Below are 16,225 nucleotides of genomic sequence, written 5' to 3' on the forward strand. Positions count from 1 at the left end.
GTCGGCCGCCGACACCACCAGGATCGCGCCGTCCATCTGCGCCGCACCCGTGATCATGTTCTTCACATAGTCCGCGTGCCCGGGGCAGTCCACGTGCGCATAGTGGCGCGTGTCCGACTCGTATTCCACGTGCGCCGTCGCAATCGTGATCCCGCGCTGCTTCTCTTCCGGCGCGTTGTCAATCTGGTCAAAGGCACGCGCATCGCTGCCGTACTTCTTCGCCTGAACCACCGTCAACGCCGCCGTCAGCGTCGTCTTCCCGTGGTCCACATGACCAATCGTCCCCACATTCACGTGCGGCTTCTTGCGTTCGAACTTTTCCTTGGACATATCTCGCTTCCCCGGATCGTGACGCTGTCGTTACGACGGCAGCACTGACGCTGCTACGTGCCTGAAAAAATGGAGCTCATGACCGGACTCGAACCGGTGACCTCTTCCTTACCAAGGAAGTGCTCTACCTGCTGAGCTACATGAGCCTGACCTGCAAGCCAGAATCTGGAGCGGGTGATGGGAATCGAACCCACATCATCAGCTTGGAAGGCTGAGGTTCTACCATTGAACTACACCCGCAGAACCCTGGCTTTCTCGCCATCGCCCGCTCGGGTCGCTGGCATGAAACTGGGTGGTGGAGGGAGGAGGATTCGAACCTCCGAAGGCTGTGCCAGCAGATTTACAGTCTGCCCCCGTTGGCCGCTTGGGTATCCCTCCTGAACCAAGCCGTGCATTCTGAGAGACAGATCAGGGCAAGTCAACCCCGCGCGAGAGGCCGTTCGCAAAACCTTCGATCGGCCCGCATCGAGGGCGCTGACGGCGAAAAACCTTGCACCCATCCTTGTAATCCGCCGAATAACCGCTCTAATATCGAGCGAATGCACGGGTCGGCCGCGGCGCCGCCCCGGACATGCGTTTTCATTCCGGACCGCGCCACGTAGAGTGTGGATCATCCCCAATAACGTCTGCGAACACCCATGGCCAACAGCAACACGACGCCCCGCCTGCCGGGGCTGGCGAAACGCCTCGTCGACAACGGGCTGATTGCACAGGACATCGCCCAGCAGCTGGTCGAACAGGCGCGGACCCAACAGACCCCCCTCATGGCGCTGCTGGCCGACAAGGGCGACGTGCCGGAACCGCGACTGGTGGAGGCGGCGGCCGAGGAGTTCGGGCTTCCGGTGCTGGACATGGCGGCCTTTGACGAGGAAGTCATCCCGCGTGACCACCTGAACGAGAAGCTGATCCAGAAGCATCATGCCCTGCCTCTGATGCAGCGCGGCAACCGGCTGTTCATCGCCGTGTCCGATCCCACCAACCTGGTGGCCACCGACGAATTCAAGTTCGCCACCGGAATGCCCGTCGAGGCGGTGCTGGTGGAACCGAAGAAGCTGGACCGGGCGATCGACGACGCGCTCAATGCTGCGTCGCAGCTGATGGAGGACCTGGGCGACGACGAACTCGACAGCCTGAACGTCGAGGCGGATTCCGACGCCGACAACGCATCCGAGGAAGGCGACGCAGTCGACGACGCCCCGGTCGTTCGCTTCGTCAACAAGCTCCTGATGGACGCCATCAACCGCAAGGCGTCGGATATCCACCTGGAGCCGTTCGAGAAGGATTTCCGCGTGCGCTTCCGCATCGACGGCGTGCTGCACGAGGTGGCCCATCCACCGACCTCGCTGGCCCCGCGCATCCTGGCGCGCGTCAAGGTCATGTCGCGCATGGACATCGCCGAGCGCCGCATTCCGCAGGACGGGCGCATCAAGCTGAAGCTCTCGCGCACCCGCGCGATCGATTTCCGGGTCAGTTCGCTGCCCACGCTGTTCGGCGAAAAGATCGTGCTGCGAATCCTCGACCCGAGCTCGGCATCGATGGGCATCGATCAGCTCGGTTACGAGGAGGAGCAGAAGGCGCAGTACCTGGAGGCCCTCGGCCGCCCGTACGGGATGATCCTGGTGACCGGACCGACCGGCTCCGGCAAGACCGTCTCCCTCTACACCGGTCTCGGCATCCTCAATACGTCGGACCGCAACATCTCCACCGCGGAAGACCCGTCCGAAATCAACATGCCCGGGGTGAACCAGGTCAACATCAACCCCAAGGTCGGACTGACATTCGCCAGCGCATTGCGCGCCTTCCTGCGCCAGGACCCCGACGTAATCATGGTCGGCGAGATCCGCGACCTGGAAACCGCCGAAATCGCCATCAAGGCCGCCCAGACCGGGCATCTGGTACTCTCCACCCTGCATACCAACGATGCGCCGCAAACCCTGACGCGCCTGGCCAACATGGGGGTGCCACCGTACAACATCGCCTCGTCCATCCTGCTGATCATCGCGCAACGACTGGCGCGCCGTCTGTGCCCCGCCTGCAAGGCACCCGAGGAACTGCCGGAGGAAACGCTGCGCGACGAAGGCTTTACCGACGAGGAGCTGGAACAGGGCTTCACGGTGTACCGGCCGGTGGGCTGCGATCAGTGCACCAACGGCTACAAGGGCCGGGTCGGGATCTACCAGGTTCTGCCGATCTCGGAGGAACTTGAACGGATCATCCTTGAAAATGGCAACAGCACCGAACTCGCCCGCCAGGCCGAAAAGGAAGGCATCAAGGACCTGCGGCGGGCGGGCCTGCACAAGGTCATCGAAGGGCTGACCAGCCTGGAAGAAGTCAACCGCGTGACCATCGACTAGCGGCTAAGGGGGACAGGGAATGGCCGATTCCGGCACGATCTACACTTGGGAAGGCCTCAACAAGAACGGGGACCGCGTCAAGGGCGAAGTGCCCGCGGAGAACGAGACCTCCGCGCGCGCCGAACTGCGCAAGAACGGTGTCAACGTTCTGAAGATCAAGAAGAAGCCGAAGCCCCTTCTGGGTGGCGGGCAGAAGAAGATCATCCCCGCCGACATCGCGTATTTCCTGCGGCAGATGACCACCATGCTGCAGTCGGGCGTACCGCTGGTGCAGGCGTTCGAAATCGTGGGACGGGGCAACGAAAAGGCCTCGATGCGCGATCTGATCATGCAGATCAAGACCGACGTCGAGGGCGGCGACACCTTCGCCACCGCCCTGTCGAAGCACCCGAAGCACTTCGACGACCTCGTGGTGAATCTGGTCGAGTCGGGCGAGCAGTCCGGAACCCTGGAGACGCTGCTCGACAAGATCGCGACCTACAAGGAGAAAACGGAGGCCCTCAAGGCCAAGATCCGCAAGGCCCTGTTCTATCCGGCGGCGGTCATCGTGGTGGCCATCGTGGTAACGGCGATCCTGCTGATCTACGTGGTGCCGCAGTTCGAATCCCTGTTCCAGGGCTTCGGCGCGGACCTGCCGGTGTTCACCCGCATGGTCATTAACATGTCGGAGTTCGTGCAGGCCTGGTGGTGGGCCCTGCTTGGCGGGGCCGTTCTGGCCGGTTTCCTCTTCGTCCAGGCACGCCAGCGTCTCCCGAAATTCGATCGCTTCCTCGACATCGCGATCCTGCGTGCCCCGGCATTCGGGCCCATCCTGCGCAAGGCCGCGGTGGCCCGTTTCGCCCGCACGCTGTCCACCATGTTCGCCGCCGGCGTGCCTTTGGTGGACGCCCTCAACTCGGTCTCCGGCGCCACGGGTAACGCCGTTTATCGCGAAGCGACCGAGCGCATGCGCGATGAGACCGCGGCCGGCGGCCAGCTGCAATGGTCGATGCGCAATACCGCCGTGTTCCCCAACATGGTGGTGCAGATGGTCGCGATCGGCGAGGAATCCGGCTCGCTGGACACCATGCTGGGCAAGGTCGCCGACTTCTACGAAGAAGAGGTCGACAACGCGGTGGACAGCCTGTCCAGCCTGCTCGAGCCGCTGATCATGGTCGTGCTGGGCGTGCTGGTCGGCGGCCTGGTCATCGCCATGTATCTGCCGATCTTCCACATGGGGCAGGTTCTGTGACGGCCACCCGCGGCCGCCGGCCATGAGCGATCTGCTGGCCAATCCGGCGATCGCGATCGCGGTCGCCGCCGTTCTCGGGCTCGTGATCGGCAGCTTCATCAACGTCGTGATCGCGCGGCTGCCGGTGATGCTCGAACGGGAGTGGCAGGCCGAGGCCCGCTACGTCCTGGATGGCGAGGAACCGCCGGCGGATACCACCGCGGAACGTTTCGACCTGATCCATCCCCGCTCGCGCTGTCCGAACTGCCAGCGCGCCATCCGCGCGATCGAGAACATCCCGCTGCTCAGCTTTGCGTTCCTGCGTGGCCGCTGTCCCGGCTGTGGTGTGCGCATCAGCTGGCAGTATCCGGCGGTGGAACTGCTCACCGGGATCCTGTTCGCAGTCACCGTCTGGTATTTCGGCACGGGCATCGAAGCCGGCATGGCCCTGATCCTGACGGCCGTCCTGATCGCGGCCGGGGGGATCGACGCCCGCACCACCCTGCTGCCGGACCAGCTGACGCTCCCGCTGCTGTGGCTCGGCCTGCTGGTCAACAGCTTCGGGCTGTTCACCGACCTGCAGTCCGCGGTGTTCGGGGCCATGGCGGGTTACCTGCTCCTGTGGCTGATCTTCCACGGCTTCCGCCTGCTCACCGGGAAGGAAGGGATGGGGTATGGCGATTTCAAGCTGCTGGCCGCCCTGGGCGCGTGGCTGGGCTGGCAGGCCCTGCCCGTCATTCTGCTGCTCGCGTCACTGGTGGGTGCGGTGGTCGGGATCGCGCTGATCGCCCTGCGCGGGCGCGACCGCAACATCCCCATCCCTTTCGGCCCGTACCTCGCCGCCGCCGGCTGGCTGACGCTGATCACCGGCGACGCGTTGCTGCGCATCTATTTTCCTCACGGCCTATAATCCGGGGGTATGGAACGGGCGGGCCTGACCGGCGGCATTGGATCCGGGAAAACCCGGGTGGCGGCATTGTTCGCGGAACTGGGGGTACCGGTTCTGGATGCCGACCGCGTCACCCGCGAACTGCAGGAACCCGGCCAGCCCCTGCACGGGGCCATCGTTGAATACTTCGGCCCCGGGGTGCTCGATCCGCGCGGTCACCTCGATCGCCGTGCGCTGGCCGCGCGCGTGTTTGCCGACCCGGCCGAGCGCGAAGCGCTGGAAGCCATCGTTCACCCGCGGGTCCATCGGGAGATCCATTCCCGACTCCAGCAATACGACACGGACGCCCCGTATGCCCTGATCGTGGTCCCGCTGCTGTTCGAGGCCGGCTGGGAGGACGATTTTGTTCGGGTGATCACCGTCGAATGCACGCCCGAGGAGCAAATCGAACGAGTCACCCGGCGCGACGACCGGACCCGGGAGGAGGTCGCCGCCATCATGGAGCGTCAGCTCGGGTCCGACGAACGGCGCCGGCGGGCGGACGCCTGGATCGACAATCGGGACAGCGTGGACGATGGCCGGCTTCGCCAACAGGTACTGACCATCGACCGCGAATTGCGCTCCCTCACTTCCGACGGGTAGAAACCATGGCCCCCAATGTTCGATACTGCAGGATCTTCAATCCAATGGCGCCGCCGTGACCCGTCCGCTGATCTTCGAACAGCCCCTCCACGAACGGATCCGCCTCCTGCTCCGGCTGGAGGCGCTCACGCAACGTTTCGGTGACGCCCTGCAGGCAGGGCAACCTTACGACCATCACGAAGCCCTGGTCTCCCTGGTCGACATCTATGCGCTGGTCACGCGCGTCGACATCAAGCGCGAACTGATGGGCGAGATCGAACGCCAGACCGCCAATCTGCAACGACTGGCCGACCAGCCCGGGATCGACGCCAGCCGTTTCCGAAGCACGATGGACGACCAGCGACGCCTGCATACCGCACTCGAAGAGCAGGCCGGGGCGCTGGACGGGGCGGTCCGCGAGAACGAATTCTTCAACAGTGTGCGCCAGCGGATGGCCCTGCCCGGGGGAGCCTTCGACTTCGATCTGCCGATCTACCACCACTGGCTGTCACAGCCCGTGGAAGCACGCACCGAGCTGCTGCTGGAGTGGTTCCGGCCGCTGGAGAGCGTGACCGAGGCCACGCAGCACGTGCTGCGCTATATCCGCGGATCCGGCAACGACCGCAGCGTCACCGCGGAGGAGGGCTTCCTGGAACAGCCCCTGGACAGCCAGCACGCCTGGCAGATGATCCGGGTCAGCGTGGACCCGCAGCTGGGCATCTACCCCGAGATCTCGGGCGGGCGTCAGCGCTTCACCGTGCGCTTCATGGATCCCGGCGATTTCCGCTCGCGCCCGAATCCGGTGCGCGAGGATGTGACGTTCGGCCTTTGCTGCTGCGCCCTGTAGTTAGGACCGGGCGGCACCGCCCGTGCCGTCACTCCCCGCCGCCCGGCGGCTCTCCGAGCAGACCACGAATGGCCGCAATCCCGCAGGCACCGGCGGCGCGGGCCGGCGCGAGGCTGCCCGCGTCCAGCCCCCCCAGGGCGTAGACCGGCACCGGACTCGCAGCGGTCAGACGTGCCAGACCGTCCCAGCCCAGCGGCGTCGCCCCCGGGTGCGTCCGGGTCGGCCGGACCGGACCGACCACGGCCAGATCGGGCGCCAGCCTCCCCGCCTCCTGGAGACCCGTGACATCGTGCGCCGAGACGCTGATACGGCCGGCTACCGCGGGGCGCCGGGACAGCGCCCGCCAGCGCCGCTCCGGCAGATGCACCCCGGCCGGCGGCAGCTCGTCCAGCCAGTCCAGCGGCGCGTTCAGCAGCACTTCGGTACCCAGCGACTGCGACACCGCCACCAGATCCCGGGCAAAGCGGAGATAGTCGTCCCGTGCCAGCCCCGGCGCACGGATCTGCAACAGCCCCACGTCCCCGTGCCGGAGGCGGGCCGCCACACGGTCCACCACGGCGGCGATGCCGTCGGACCCGGCCGGGTCGGGCGTCACCAGAAGGAAATCGGGGAGCTGCAACAGGCGCAGTATCGGGCCGTTGGCGGCCGGGAAATCCGCCGGATCCAGCGCGGCCGCCTCGCGCCAGCACAGGGCACGTCCTTCGCACTCCCGGACCTCGCCGCTCCAGTCCGGCACCCGGAACACGTGCAACCTGACGCGGCGGTCGCCGTAGTCGTGCTCCAGCCGCAGGCAGGGGATGGCCTGCTCGACCCCCAGGCCGGTCTCCTCCCGGATCTCGCGTACCAGGCCCGCGACCGGGGACTCGTCCGCCTCCAGCTTGCCGCCGGGGAATTCGAGGCGGCCCGGCTGATGCTGCCCGGCCCCGCGCTGACCAACCAGGACCCGGCCGGCCCCGTCCTCGATCACGCCCAGCGCCACATCAAGCGGTGCCGCCTCAGGAGCGGTATTCGGCATTGATGCGCACGTAGTCGTGGGAGAAATCGCAGGTGTACTTGCGCGCCCGCGCATCGCCCCGTCCAAGGTCGATGGCGATGGTGATCTCGTCGGCCGCGAAGGCGGCCTGGCCGTCTTCCTCGCGGTATTCGGGCGCGCGGCCGCCAGCGCGCACGATCGCCAGACCGTTGATGTCCACCGTGACACCCTCGATCCGGAGATCGCTGACGCCGGCCCGTCCCACGGCTGCGAGGATGCGCCCCCAGTTCGGGTCGCTGGCGTACAGCGCGGTCTTCACCAGAGGGGACAACGCGACCGTCTCGGCAACGCGCTCGGCTTCCGCCCGCTCGCATGCGCCCGTCACCTCCACGGTCACGAACTTGGTCGCCCCTTCCCCGTCGCGCACGATCGCGGTCGCCAGTTCCAGACACAGTGACCCCAGCGCCTGCGCGAACGCGGTGCGGTCGGCATCGCCGGCGAGGCGGACACCGCTGGCCCCGCTGGCCATGCAGACCAGCGCGTCATTGGTCGAGGTATCGCCATCCACGGTAATGGCGTTGAAACTGTCACGGTTCGCCTCGCGCAGCAGCGCGTCCAGCTCGTCCGCATCGGTGGCCAGATCGGTGCCGACAAACCCCAGCATCGTCGCCATGTCGGGATGGATCATCCCCGATCCCTTCGCCATGCCTGTCAGCCGCACGCACCCTTCGGACAGATGCACCTCGCGGCTGGCGACCTTGGGCACCGTGTCGGTGGTCATGATCGCCCGCGCTGCCCGCAGCCAGCTTTCGCCATCCTCGGCCAGTCCGGCGTGGAGCGCAGGCAGGGCCGCCTCCAGCCGCTCCAGCGGAAACGGCTCGCCGATCACCCCGGTGGAAAACGGCAGCACCGCCGAGGCCTCGCTGTCGACCAGCCGGGCCAGGGCCGTGCAGCTGGCCTCGGCCGCACGCAGCCCGGGCTCGCCGGTACCCGCGTTCGCGTTCCCGGCGTTGATCAGCAGCCAGCGGGGGCGCCCGTCCGCCTGATGGCGGCGAGCGACCTCCACCGGCGCGGCGCGAAACGCGCTGGTGGTGTACAACGCGGCGACCACTGCGTGTTCGCCACCGTCCATCAGCACCAGGTCATCACGACCCGCATAACGGATGCCGGCCGCGCCGGCAGCCAGACGGATGCCCGACACGGCCGGCGGCGCCGACGGTTCCTGCAGTCCCACGGCCATCAGAGCCGGCCGTGGCAGTGCTTGTATTTCTTGCCGGAACCGCACCAGCAGGGCTCGTTGCGTCCGAGCTTGGGCTCCTCCCGCCGGTACGTCTCGTCACCACCGGCGACCTTGCGTGCGCCCTCGTCCGCGGCGCCCCCGTCGTCCTCGTCCGCGGCCAGCGGACTGTCGGGATTCTCGTGGCGGAAATTCATGGCCCCGGTGTCCGGTGCCTGGCGCTCCGGCTGCAGCTGTTCGGCTTCCTCGGCCGAGCGCAGCTGGATGCGCAGCAGCATCTTGATCACGTCGTGCTTGATGCGCTCCAGCAGCGACTGGAACATCGCGAACGCTTCTTTCTTGTATTCCTGCTTGGGATTGCGGTTGGCATACCCGCGCAGGCCGATCCCCTGGCGCAGATAGTCCATCGCCGCCAGGTGTTCCTTCCACTGCGAATCCAGCACCTGCAGCATCACGTCGCGCTGCAGGCGATTCATGGTGGCATCACCCAGCTGTTCGCGCTTGCCGTTGAGGGCCTCGCGCGCCCGCTCGATGATGCGCTCGCGCAGCGGCTCCTCGTGCAGGTCGTCCTCGTCATCCAGCCACTGCTTGACCGGCAGTTCCAGGCCGAATTCGTTGCGCAGCGCCTGCTCCAGCCCTTCCGGATCCCAGATATCCTCGATGCTGCCGGGCGGGATGTATTCGCTGATCTGCGCATTCATCACGTCGGCCACCAGGGCATCAATGGTGTCGCTGATGTCCTCGGTGGTCAGCAGCTCCGCGCGCTGCTCGTAGATGACCTGGCGCTGATCGTTGGCGACGTCGTCGTATTCCAGCAGCTGCTTGCGGATATCGAAGTTGTGCGCCTCGACCTTGCGCTGGGCGTTCTCGATGGCGCGCGAGACCCAGGCGTTCTCGATCGCCTCGCCTTCCTTCATGCCCAGGCGTCCCATCAGGGACTTCACCCGTTCGGATGCGAACACCCGCATCAGGTTGTCTTCCAGGGACAGGAAGAACCGGCTGGAGCCCGGGTCACCCTGGCGCCCCGAACGCCCGCGCAGCTGGTTGTCGATGCGCCGCGATTCGTGCCGCTCCGAGCCGATGATGTGCAGGCCGCCGGCGGCGAGGACGTCGTCGTGACGTTTCTGCCAGTCCTCGCGGATGCGTTCGCGCTGCTGCTCGTCGTTCGGATCGACACCGGCCAGTTCCGCGTCGAGACTGCCGCCGAGGACGATGTCGGTACCGCGCCCGGCCATGTTGGTGGCCAGAGTCACCGCCCCCGGACGTCCGGCCTGGGCGATGATGTGCGCCTCGCGCTCGTGCTGCTTGGCGTTGAGCACCTCGAATTCGATGCCCTTCTCCTTGAGGGACTTCGCCAGCCGCTCGGAGCTGTCCACCGAGGCCGTGCCGACCAGCACCGGCTGGCCGCGTTCGACGCACCACTGGATCTCCTTGGCGATCGCGTCGTACTTCTCGTCCTGGGTCAGGTACACCAGATCCTGCATGTCCTCGCGGATCAGCGGCTTGTTCCCGGGAACCACCACGACCTCCAGGCCGTAGATGGTCTGGAACTCGTAGGCCTCGGTATCCGCGGTGCCGGTCATGCCCGCCAGCTTGTCGTACTGGCGGAAGTAGTTCTGGAAGGTGATCGAGGCGAGCGTCTGGTTCTCGCGCTGGATCGGCACGCCCTCCTTGGCCTCGATCGCCTGATGCAGCCCCTCGGACCAGCGCCGACCGGTCATGATGCGGCCGGTGAATTCGTCGATGATCTGGACCTGGTTGTCGCGCACCAGATAGTCGACATCCCGATGGAACAGGGCATGCGCGCGCAGCGCTGCGTTCAGATGGTGCAGGACCGCGATCGCGCCGGCGTCGTACAGCGACTGGTCCTCCTCCAGCAGGCCGGCCTCGCGCAGCAGGGCCTCGGCCTTCTCGTGGCCCTCCTCGCTGAGGAAGACCTGTTTGGCCTTCTCGTCAACGAAGTAATCGCCCTCGCTCTCTTCGTCTTCCTGCCGCGTCAGCTGCGGCGGGATCGCGTTCATGCGCTCGTACAGCTCGGAGTCCGAGCCGGACGGGCCGGAAATGATCAGCGGCGTGCGCGCCTCGTCGATCAGGATCGAGTCCACCTCGTCGACCAGCGCGTAGTTCAGGCCCCGCTGCACGCGCTGATCGGCCGAGAAGGCCATGTTGTCGCGCAGATAGTCGAAACCGAACTCGTTGTTCGTGCCATAGGTGATGTCGGCCGCGTAGGCCTCGGTACGGGTGACCGGTCGCAGCCCGTCCATGCCTTCCTCACCCGCCACATGGTCGGGGTCGAAAACGAACGAGGACGCACCGCCCGACTGCCCGCCGGAAGAGTTGATGACACCGACCGTCAGCCCCAGGGCCTGGTAGAGCCGTCCCATCCAGGCCGCATCGCGGCGGGCGAGATAGTCGTTCACGGTCACCACGTGCACGCCATCGCCCGGCAACGCATTGAGATAGGCCGTCAGGGTCGCGACCAGGGTCTTGCCCTCGCCGGTACGCATTTCCGCGATCCGTCCGTCGTGCAGGACCATCCCGCCTATCAGCTGGACATCGAAGTGGCGCAGACCCAGCACGCGGTCGCTCATCGCGCGGCAGACCGCGAAGGCTTCGGGCAGCAGCGCATCCAGGTCCTCGCCCGACTGCAGCCGCCGGCGGAATTCATCGGTCTTGTGCCGCAGCTCTTCCTGCGGCAGATCGTCGATGGCCGGGGCCAGGGCATTGATGCGCTCGGCCTTTTTCGCGTAGCGCTTGATGATGCGGTCGTTGCGACTGCCGAAGAACTTGCGTACGAGCTGCTTCATGGGGATCCGGAAGATTGGCTGAAACCGACCTAGGATAAACGATCCGCGGAGGTCACGCTCAGCGATGGACGTAGTCGGCCGGATTTTCCGGCCCGCCGGGACCGTGGACTTCGAAATGGAGGTGGGTATCCGTCGCCCGTCCGGTACTGCCCATGCGGGCGATGGGCTGGCCCGCTTCCACCCGCTCCCCGGGATCGACCAGCAACTCCGAATTATGCGCGTAACGGGTCAGCAATCCGTCGGCATGAACGATGTCGACGCTGCGCCCGAACCCGCCGTTGGTGTCCGCCCGGACCACGATCCCGTCCGCGGCCGCACGGATCTCGGATCCCTCGCGTCCCGCGTAGTCGATGCCGGAATGGAAACGCCGCTCGCCGGTGAACGGATCGTCGCGGTATCCAAAGGCCGAACTGACCCAGGCCTCGGATTCCACCGGCCGGACGCCGGGGCGCATGCGCGCGTCCCGGGCATCGCCGCGCACCGCCTCGTCCAGGCGCGCGACCGTCGTGTCGCGCCGCCCCAGCAGGTGATCCAGCGCAGCGATGCGACGGTCCATCGCGGCCGCGGAATCCGGCGGCGCGGGTCCGCCGCGACCTCCGGTCTCCGGTTCCAGCGCCTCCGGGTCCAGATCCAGGGCGTCGCCCAGACCGGACAGGCGCAGGTCCAGACGCGCCTGGCGGTTTTCCAGCTCGACCAGACGGGACGCCAGCGACTCCACCCCCTCTCGCGCGAGCTCGCGTTCCGCGGGTTCGAGATCGGGCGAGCCCACGGTCGGAAGCACGGGGATTTTGACCACGTCGCGCTGCTGCTGGCCCAGCTGATAGCCGGCGGTCACGACCGCGGCCAGCACCCCCAGCAGCATCGGAACCACCAGCCACAGCGGGATCCGGGTACAGACACCGCCGGCTCGTAGTAGCATCAGGTCCATGCAACCTCCGTTGATTCCTGCAAGCCTCGAGCGGAAGGCGCCATGTCAGCCATGACGCCGCCCCGCATCGGCCGATACATCCGCGCCGCGTGGCAGAGCCACGTCACCCCGGACCGGGCACTGGAACGGGCGCTGGCCGGGCTGGTCGGAACGCACGTCGCCAGCGGGCGACTCCAGCTGGTGCGCCACGACACCACCCTGGTGGCGGTCTGCCGCGACCGTGCCCTGTGTACCGAGATGCGCTTCCAGCAGCGCGAGATCCTCAAGACCCTGCAGGCGGCCGGCTACCCCGAAGTGGAGCGCGTGCGGGTCGCCCTGGGCGGTGCGGCCCGCTCCACCGAACCGGATCCGGTGCGCAGCCGTCCGCCGATCCCGGACAGCGCCCGCCAGACCCTGGAACAGACGGCCGGCGAGGTCGACGATCCCCGGCTGGCGGGAGCACTGCGGCGGCTGGCCCGCGCCCGTCCCCGCGATGCGGGGAACGACAGAGAGTGACGTCCCTCAGCCGGTGGCGCCCGGCTCCAGCTGCCCGAACGAGATCGGCAGCGGCTCGGAGGGATCCTCGAAGGTGACCTTTTCCCAGGCCGTCCGATCCGCGGCCAGCTGACGGATGAGCTGATTGTTCAGGGCATGGCCGGACTTGTGCCCGGTGAAGGCCCCGATCAGGCTGTGGCCCAGCAGGTAGAGATCGCCGACCACGTCGAGGATCTTGTGTTTTACCAGCTCGTTGTCGTAGCGCAGCCCGGTCTCGTTGAGGATCTTGAAGTCGTCCAGCACCACGGCATTGTCCAGGCTGCCGCCCAGTGCCAGCTGATTCGCACGCAGGGCCTCGATGTCGCGCATGAACCCGAAGGTCCGGGCGCGCGAGACTTCCTTCACGAACGAGGTCGACGAGAAATCCAGCTCGGCGCGCTGGCTCCCGTCCGTGAACATGGGGTGTTCAAAGTCGATGCAGAAGCCGACCTTGAACCCTTCATAGGGATCGAAGCGCACCCATTTGTCGCCGTCGCGAACCTCCACGCTGCGCTTCACCCGGATGAATTCCTTGGGAGCATCCTGCTCCTTGAGACCCGCGGACTGCAGCAGGAACACGAACGGTCCCGCGCTGCCGTCCATGATCGGGACCTCCGCAGCGCTCACGTCGACGAAGAGATTGTCGATGCCCAGACCGGCCACCGCCGACAGCAGATGTTCCACGGTGGAAACCCGCGCATCGCCGTTGACCAGGGTCGTGGACAGCCGCGTGTCCCCGACGTTCTCGGCCCGTGCCGGGATTTCCACCGGCGGGTCGAGGTCATCGCGGTGAAACACGATTCCGGTATTGGGGGGGGCCGGACGCAGCGTAAGGACCACCTTCTCGCCCGTATGGAGCCCCACTCCGGTCGCCCGGATGCTGTTCTTGAGCGTTCTTTGCCTGATCAACGCACTGCCTCTTCTGCGAGAGCGCATGGAGGGGAGCCCGGGCCCTCCCGGGCTCCGTTCATGCACACAACGAATACTCCATTATTGCAGGATTCCGCTCCTCCTGCATGTCAAGTCCCTCAGTCAGCCTGCTTGCGCAGGAAAGCCGGGATGTCGAGCACATCGATATTCGACTGCTGGTTACCGCTGCCGTAATCGGTCGCGACCTCGTCCTGGCCGCGGCGCTGACGCTGGTGCGTGGGGCGGTCGAAATCCACGTCGGAACCCGCCGCCGCCTGCTGCGGCTGGGCATCCACCACGCGCACCTGCGGGCGTTCGGGCTGCTCGGTCTGCGCGCCCAGGCCGGTGGCCACCAGCGTGACCCGCATCTCGTCGCTCATCTCGGGATCGATGACGGTACCCACCACCACGGTGGCGTCCTCGGAGGCCAGCGCCTTCACCGCTTCGCCGACTTCCTCGAATTCGCCGATACCGACATCCATGCCGCCGGTCACGTTGACCAGGATGCCGCGGGCCCCGGAGATGTCGATGTCCTCCAGCAGCGGGCTGGCAATCGCGGCCTCGGCGGCCTGGCGCGCACGGTCTTCGCCGGAACCGGTGCCGGTACCCATCATCGCCATGCCCATCTCGCGCATCACGTTGCGTACGTCGGCGAAGTCGACGTTGATGAGGCCCGGACGGGTGATCAGCTCGGCGATGCCCTGCACCGCGCCGAACAGCACGTCGTTGGCGGCCTTGAAGGCATCCAGCAGGGTGGTGTTCTTGCCCATCACCGTGAGCAGCTTCTCGTTGGGGATGGTGATCAGGGAGTCCACCTGCTCGGTCAGCGCCTTGATCCCGGACATTGCGACCTGCATGCGCTTCTTGCCCTCGAACGGGAACGGCTTGGTCACCACGGCCACGGTCAGGATGCCCATCTCCTTGGCGATCTGCGCCACCACCGGGGCCGCGCCGGTGCCGGTGCCGCCGCCCATGCCGGCGGTGATGAACACCATGTCCGCGCCGTGCAGCAGGTCCTGCACCCGCTCGCGATCCTCCAGTGCGGCCTCGCGGCCCACCGACGGGTCGGCCCCGGCGCCCAGGCCCTTGGTGATGTCCCCGCCCAGCTGCAGCAGGGTCTTGGAATCCAGGCTCTTGAGCGCCTGGGCATCGGTATTGGCGCAGATGAAATCCACACCATCCAGCTGCGAATGAACCATGTGCTGTACGGCGTTGCCGCCGCCGCCACCCACGCCCACGACCTTGATCGTGGCGCTCTGGCTAAAGGTATCCATCAGTTCGAACGTCATGATTGCGTCCTCTTGTTTCGTGTGTACATGTCCTTCCTTCTCGGTAGCCGGAGAGCGGTCCGGCCCTTCGGTCCGGCCTAGAACTGGCCGGTAAACCAGCGCTTCATGCGCGCCCAGATCCCCTGGAACCCGGATTCCACCGGGCGGGCCTCCTGCAGGGCCCGTGACTCGCGGGCATACAGCAGCAGGCCCACCCCGGTGGCGTGCACCGGGTTGCGCACCACGTCCAGCAGCCCGGTCACGTGCTGCGGGACCCCCAGGCGAACGGGCATGTGGAAGACCTCCTCGGCGAGATCCACCCCACCTTCCATCCGCGACGATCCGCCGGTCAGAACGACACCGGCGGCGATCATCTCCTCGGTCCCGGAACGGCGCAGTTCGGCCTGAACCAGCTGCAGCAGCTCCTCGTAACGCGGCTCCACCACCGAGGCGAGGGTCTGCCGCGACAGCCGGCGCGCTTCGCGGTCGCCCACCCCCGGGACCTCGATGGACTCCCCGGGGTCGGCCAGCGAGCGCAGCGCGCAGGCGTATTTCATCTTCAGTTCTTCGGCGTACTGCGTCGGCGTGCGCAGCGCGACCGCGATGTCGTTGGTCACCTGGTCGCCGGCGATCGGCAGCACCGCGGTGTGCGCGATGGCGCCGTGGGAGAACACCGCGATGTCGGTGGTGCCGCCCCCGACATCGACCAGGCAGACCCCCAGATCCTTCTCGTCCTCGGTCAGCACCGAATACGACGACGCCAGCTGTTCGAGGATGATGTCGTCCACCCGCAGCCCGCAGCGTTCCACGCATTTCACGATGTTCTGCGCCGCCGACACCGCGCCGGTGACCAGATGGACCTTGGCCTCCAGGCGCACGCCGGACATCCCCACCGGTTCGCGGATGCCTTCCTGCTCGTCGATGATGTATTCCTGCGGGAGCACGTGGAGGATCCGCTGGTCGGCGGGGATCGCGATCGCCCGCGCGGCGTCGATGACCCGCTCGACGTCGCCCGGCCCCACCTCGCCGTCCTTGATGGCCACCACGCCGGTCGAGTTGTAGCTCTTCACGTGGCTGCCGGCGATGCCGGTATACACCGAGTGGATTTCGCAGCCGGCCATCAGCTCGGCCTCCTCCACCGCGCGCTGGATCGACTGCACGGTGGACTCGATGTTGACCACCACGCCCTTCTTCAGGCCGCGCGAGGGTGACGAGCCGATGCCGATGATCTCGATCTCGCCATCGTCCTTCAGCTCGCCGACGATGGCCTCGATCTTCGAGGTCCCGACATCCAGCCCGACGATCAGACCCGATTCCGCCTTCTTTGCCATCATCTCCC

At 66.7% G+C, this 16,225-nt stretch carries 14 protein-coding genes and 3 tRNA genes; 6 read left to right on the plus strand and 11 right to left on the minus strand.

Annotation, left to right across the window (positions count from 1 at the left end; genetic code table 11):
* From F787_RS15360 to F787_RS0100020, 4 genes are all read right to left on the minus strand, one after another.
* Window positions 1-330: GTP-binding protein (locus F787_RS15360; RefSeq protein WP_042805503.1), on the minus strand; the 330-nt coding region annotated here is incomplete at its 3' end.
* Window positions 331-400: 70 nt separating this feature from the next.
* Window positions 401-476, minus strand: a tRNA-Thr gene (locus tag F787_RS0100010).
* A 20-nt stretch (window positions 477-496) separates the two neighbouring features.
* A tRNA-Gly gene (locus F787_RS0100015) sits at window positions 497-570 on the minus strand.
* Between the two features lie 53 nt (window positions 571-623).
* Window positions 624-708: transfer RNA gene (locus tag F787_RS0100020), tRNA-Tyr, on the minus strand.
* A gap of 260 nt (window positions 709-968) precedes the next feature.
* Between F787_RS0100020 and pilB the strand changes: the two genes are divergently transcribed.
* From pilB to zapD, 5 genes are read left to right on the plus strand one after another with little or no spacing between them, the layout of a single operon-like run.
* Entirely contained in the window at window positions 969-2,684 is a 1,716-nt protein-coding gene (gene pilB / locus F787_RS0100025; protein ID WP_028490936.1) for a type IV-A pilus assembly ATPase PilB, read from the plus strand.
* 19 nt (window positions 2,685-2,703) lie between these two features.
* Window positions 2,704-3,915 carry a type II secretion system F family protein gene (locus F787_RS0100030; RefSeq protein WP_018869890.1) on the plus strand — a complete coding sequence of 404 codons (1,212 nt, stop codon included), beginning with the start codon at window positions 2,704-2,706 and terminating at the stop codon, window positions 3,913-3,915.
* Window positions 3,916-3,937: 22 nt separating this feature from the next.
* Window positions 3,938-4,804 (plus strand): A24 family peptidase, encoded by an 867-nt coding sequence (locus F787_RS0100035; protein WP_018869889.1) that lies wholly within the window; start codon window positions 3,938-3,940, stop codon window positions 4,802-4,804.
* Between the two features lie 9 nt (window positions 4,805-4,813).
* Complete coding sequence (coaE, locus tag F787_RS0100040) at window positions 4,814-5,425, plus strand: dephospho-CoA kinase (protein ID WP_028490937.1); 612 nt, start codon at window positions 4,814-4,816, stop codon at window positions 5,423-5,425.
* A gap of 55 nt (window positions 5,426-5,480) precedes the next feature.
* On the plus strand, window positions 5,481-6,251 hold the full coding sequence (gene zapD / locus F787_RS0100045) for a cell division protein ZapD (RefSeq protein ID WP_018869887.1): 771 nt from the start codon (window positions 5,481-5,483) through the stop codon (window positions 6,249-6,251).
* 28 nt (window positions 6,252-6,279) lie between these two features.
* Here zapD and F787_RS0100050 read toward each other — a convergent pair whose 3' ends face one another.
* From F787_RS0100050 to F787_RS0100065, 4 genes are read right to left on the minus strand one after another with little or no spacing between them, the layout of a single operon-like run.
* Entirely contained in the window at window positions 6,280-7,266 is a 987-nt protein-coding gene (locus tag F787_RS0100050; protein WP_026279491.1) for a Nudix family hydrolase, read from the minus strand.
* Window positions 7,247-8,464: a bifunctional glutamate N-acetyltransferase/amino-acid acetyltransferase ArgJ gene (argJ, locus tag F787_RS0100055; RefSeq protein ID WP_028490938.1), complete on the minus strand. Its 1,218-nt coding sequence runs from the start codon at window positions 8,462-8,464 to the stop codon at window positions 7,247-7,249. Before argJ ends, F787_RS0100050 begins: the two co-directional genes overlap by 20 nt.
* Entirely contained in the window at window positions 8,464-11,268 is a 2,805-nt protein-coding gene (gene secA, locus F787_RS0100060; RefSeq protein WP_028490939.1) for a preprotein translocase subunit SecA, read from the minus strand. The genes argJ and secA overlap by 1 nt, the downstream gene beginning before the upstream one ends.
* A 58-nt stretch (window positions 11,269-11,326) precedes the next feature.
* The gene (locus tag F787_RS0100065) at window positions 11,327-12,196 is read right to left on the minus strand and encodes a M23 family metallopeptidase (RefSeq protein ID WP_028490940.1); all 870 of its coding nucleotides are present in this window, start codon (window positions 12,194-12,196) and stop codon (window positions 11,327-11,329) included.
* Window positions 12,197-12,247: 51 nt separating this feature from the next.
* Between F787_RS0100065 and F787_RS0100070 the strand changes: the two genes are divergently transcribed.
* Complete coding sequence (locus F787_RS0100070) at window positions 12,248-12,691, plus strand: DciA family protein (RefSeq protein WP_019021422.1); 444 nt, start codon at window positions 12,248-12,250, stop codon at window positions 12,689-12,691.
* 6 nt (window positions 12,692-12,697) lie between these two features.
* On the opposite strand, the gene lpxC is transcribed toward F787_RS0100070, so the two are convergent.
* The 3 genes from lpxC to ftsA all read right to left on the minus strand — a co-directional run bounded on the left by lpxC (window position 12,698) and on the right by ftsA (window position 16,220).
* Window positions 12,698-13,618, minus strand: coding sequence for a UDP-3-O-acyl-N-acetylglucosamine deacetylase (lpxC, locus tag F787_RS0100075; RefSeq protein WP_081617416.1), 921 nt, complete (start codon window positions 13,616-13,618; stop codon window positions 12,698-12,700).
* A gap of 119 nt (window positions 13,619-13,737) precedes the next feature.
* Window positions 13,738-14,907 carry a cell division protein FtsZ gene (ftsZ, locus tag F787_RS0100080; protein ID WP_019021424.1) on the minus strand — a complete coding sequence of 390 codons (1,170 nt, stop codon included), beginning with the start codon at window positions 14,905-14,907 and terminating at the stop codon, window positions 13,738-13,740.
* Window positions 14,908-14,984: 77 nt separating this feature from the next.
* On the minus strand, window positions 14,985-16,220 hold the full coding sequence (gene ftsA / locus F787_RS0100085) for a cell division protein FtsA (RefSeq protein ID WP_018869879.1): 1,236 nt from the start codon (window positions 16,218-16,220) through the stop codon (window positions 14,985-14,987).
* Between the last annotated feature and the right edge of the window lie 5 nt (window positions 16,221-16,225).

Origin of the sequence: Thioalkalivibrio sp. ALE19 (assembly GCF_000428605.1) — a bacterium.
Taxonomy (GTDB): domain Bacteria; phylum Pseudomonadota; class Gammaproteobacteria; order Ectothiorhodospirales; family Ectothiorhodospiraceae; genus Thioalkalivibrio.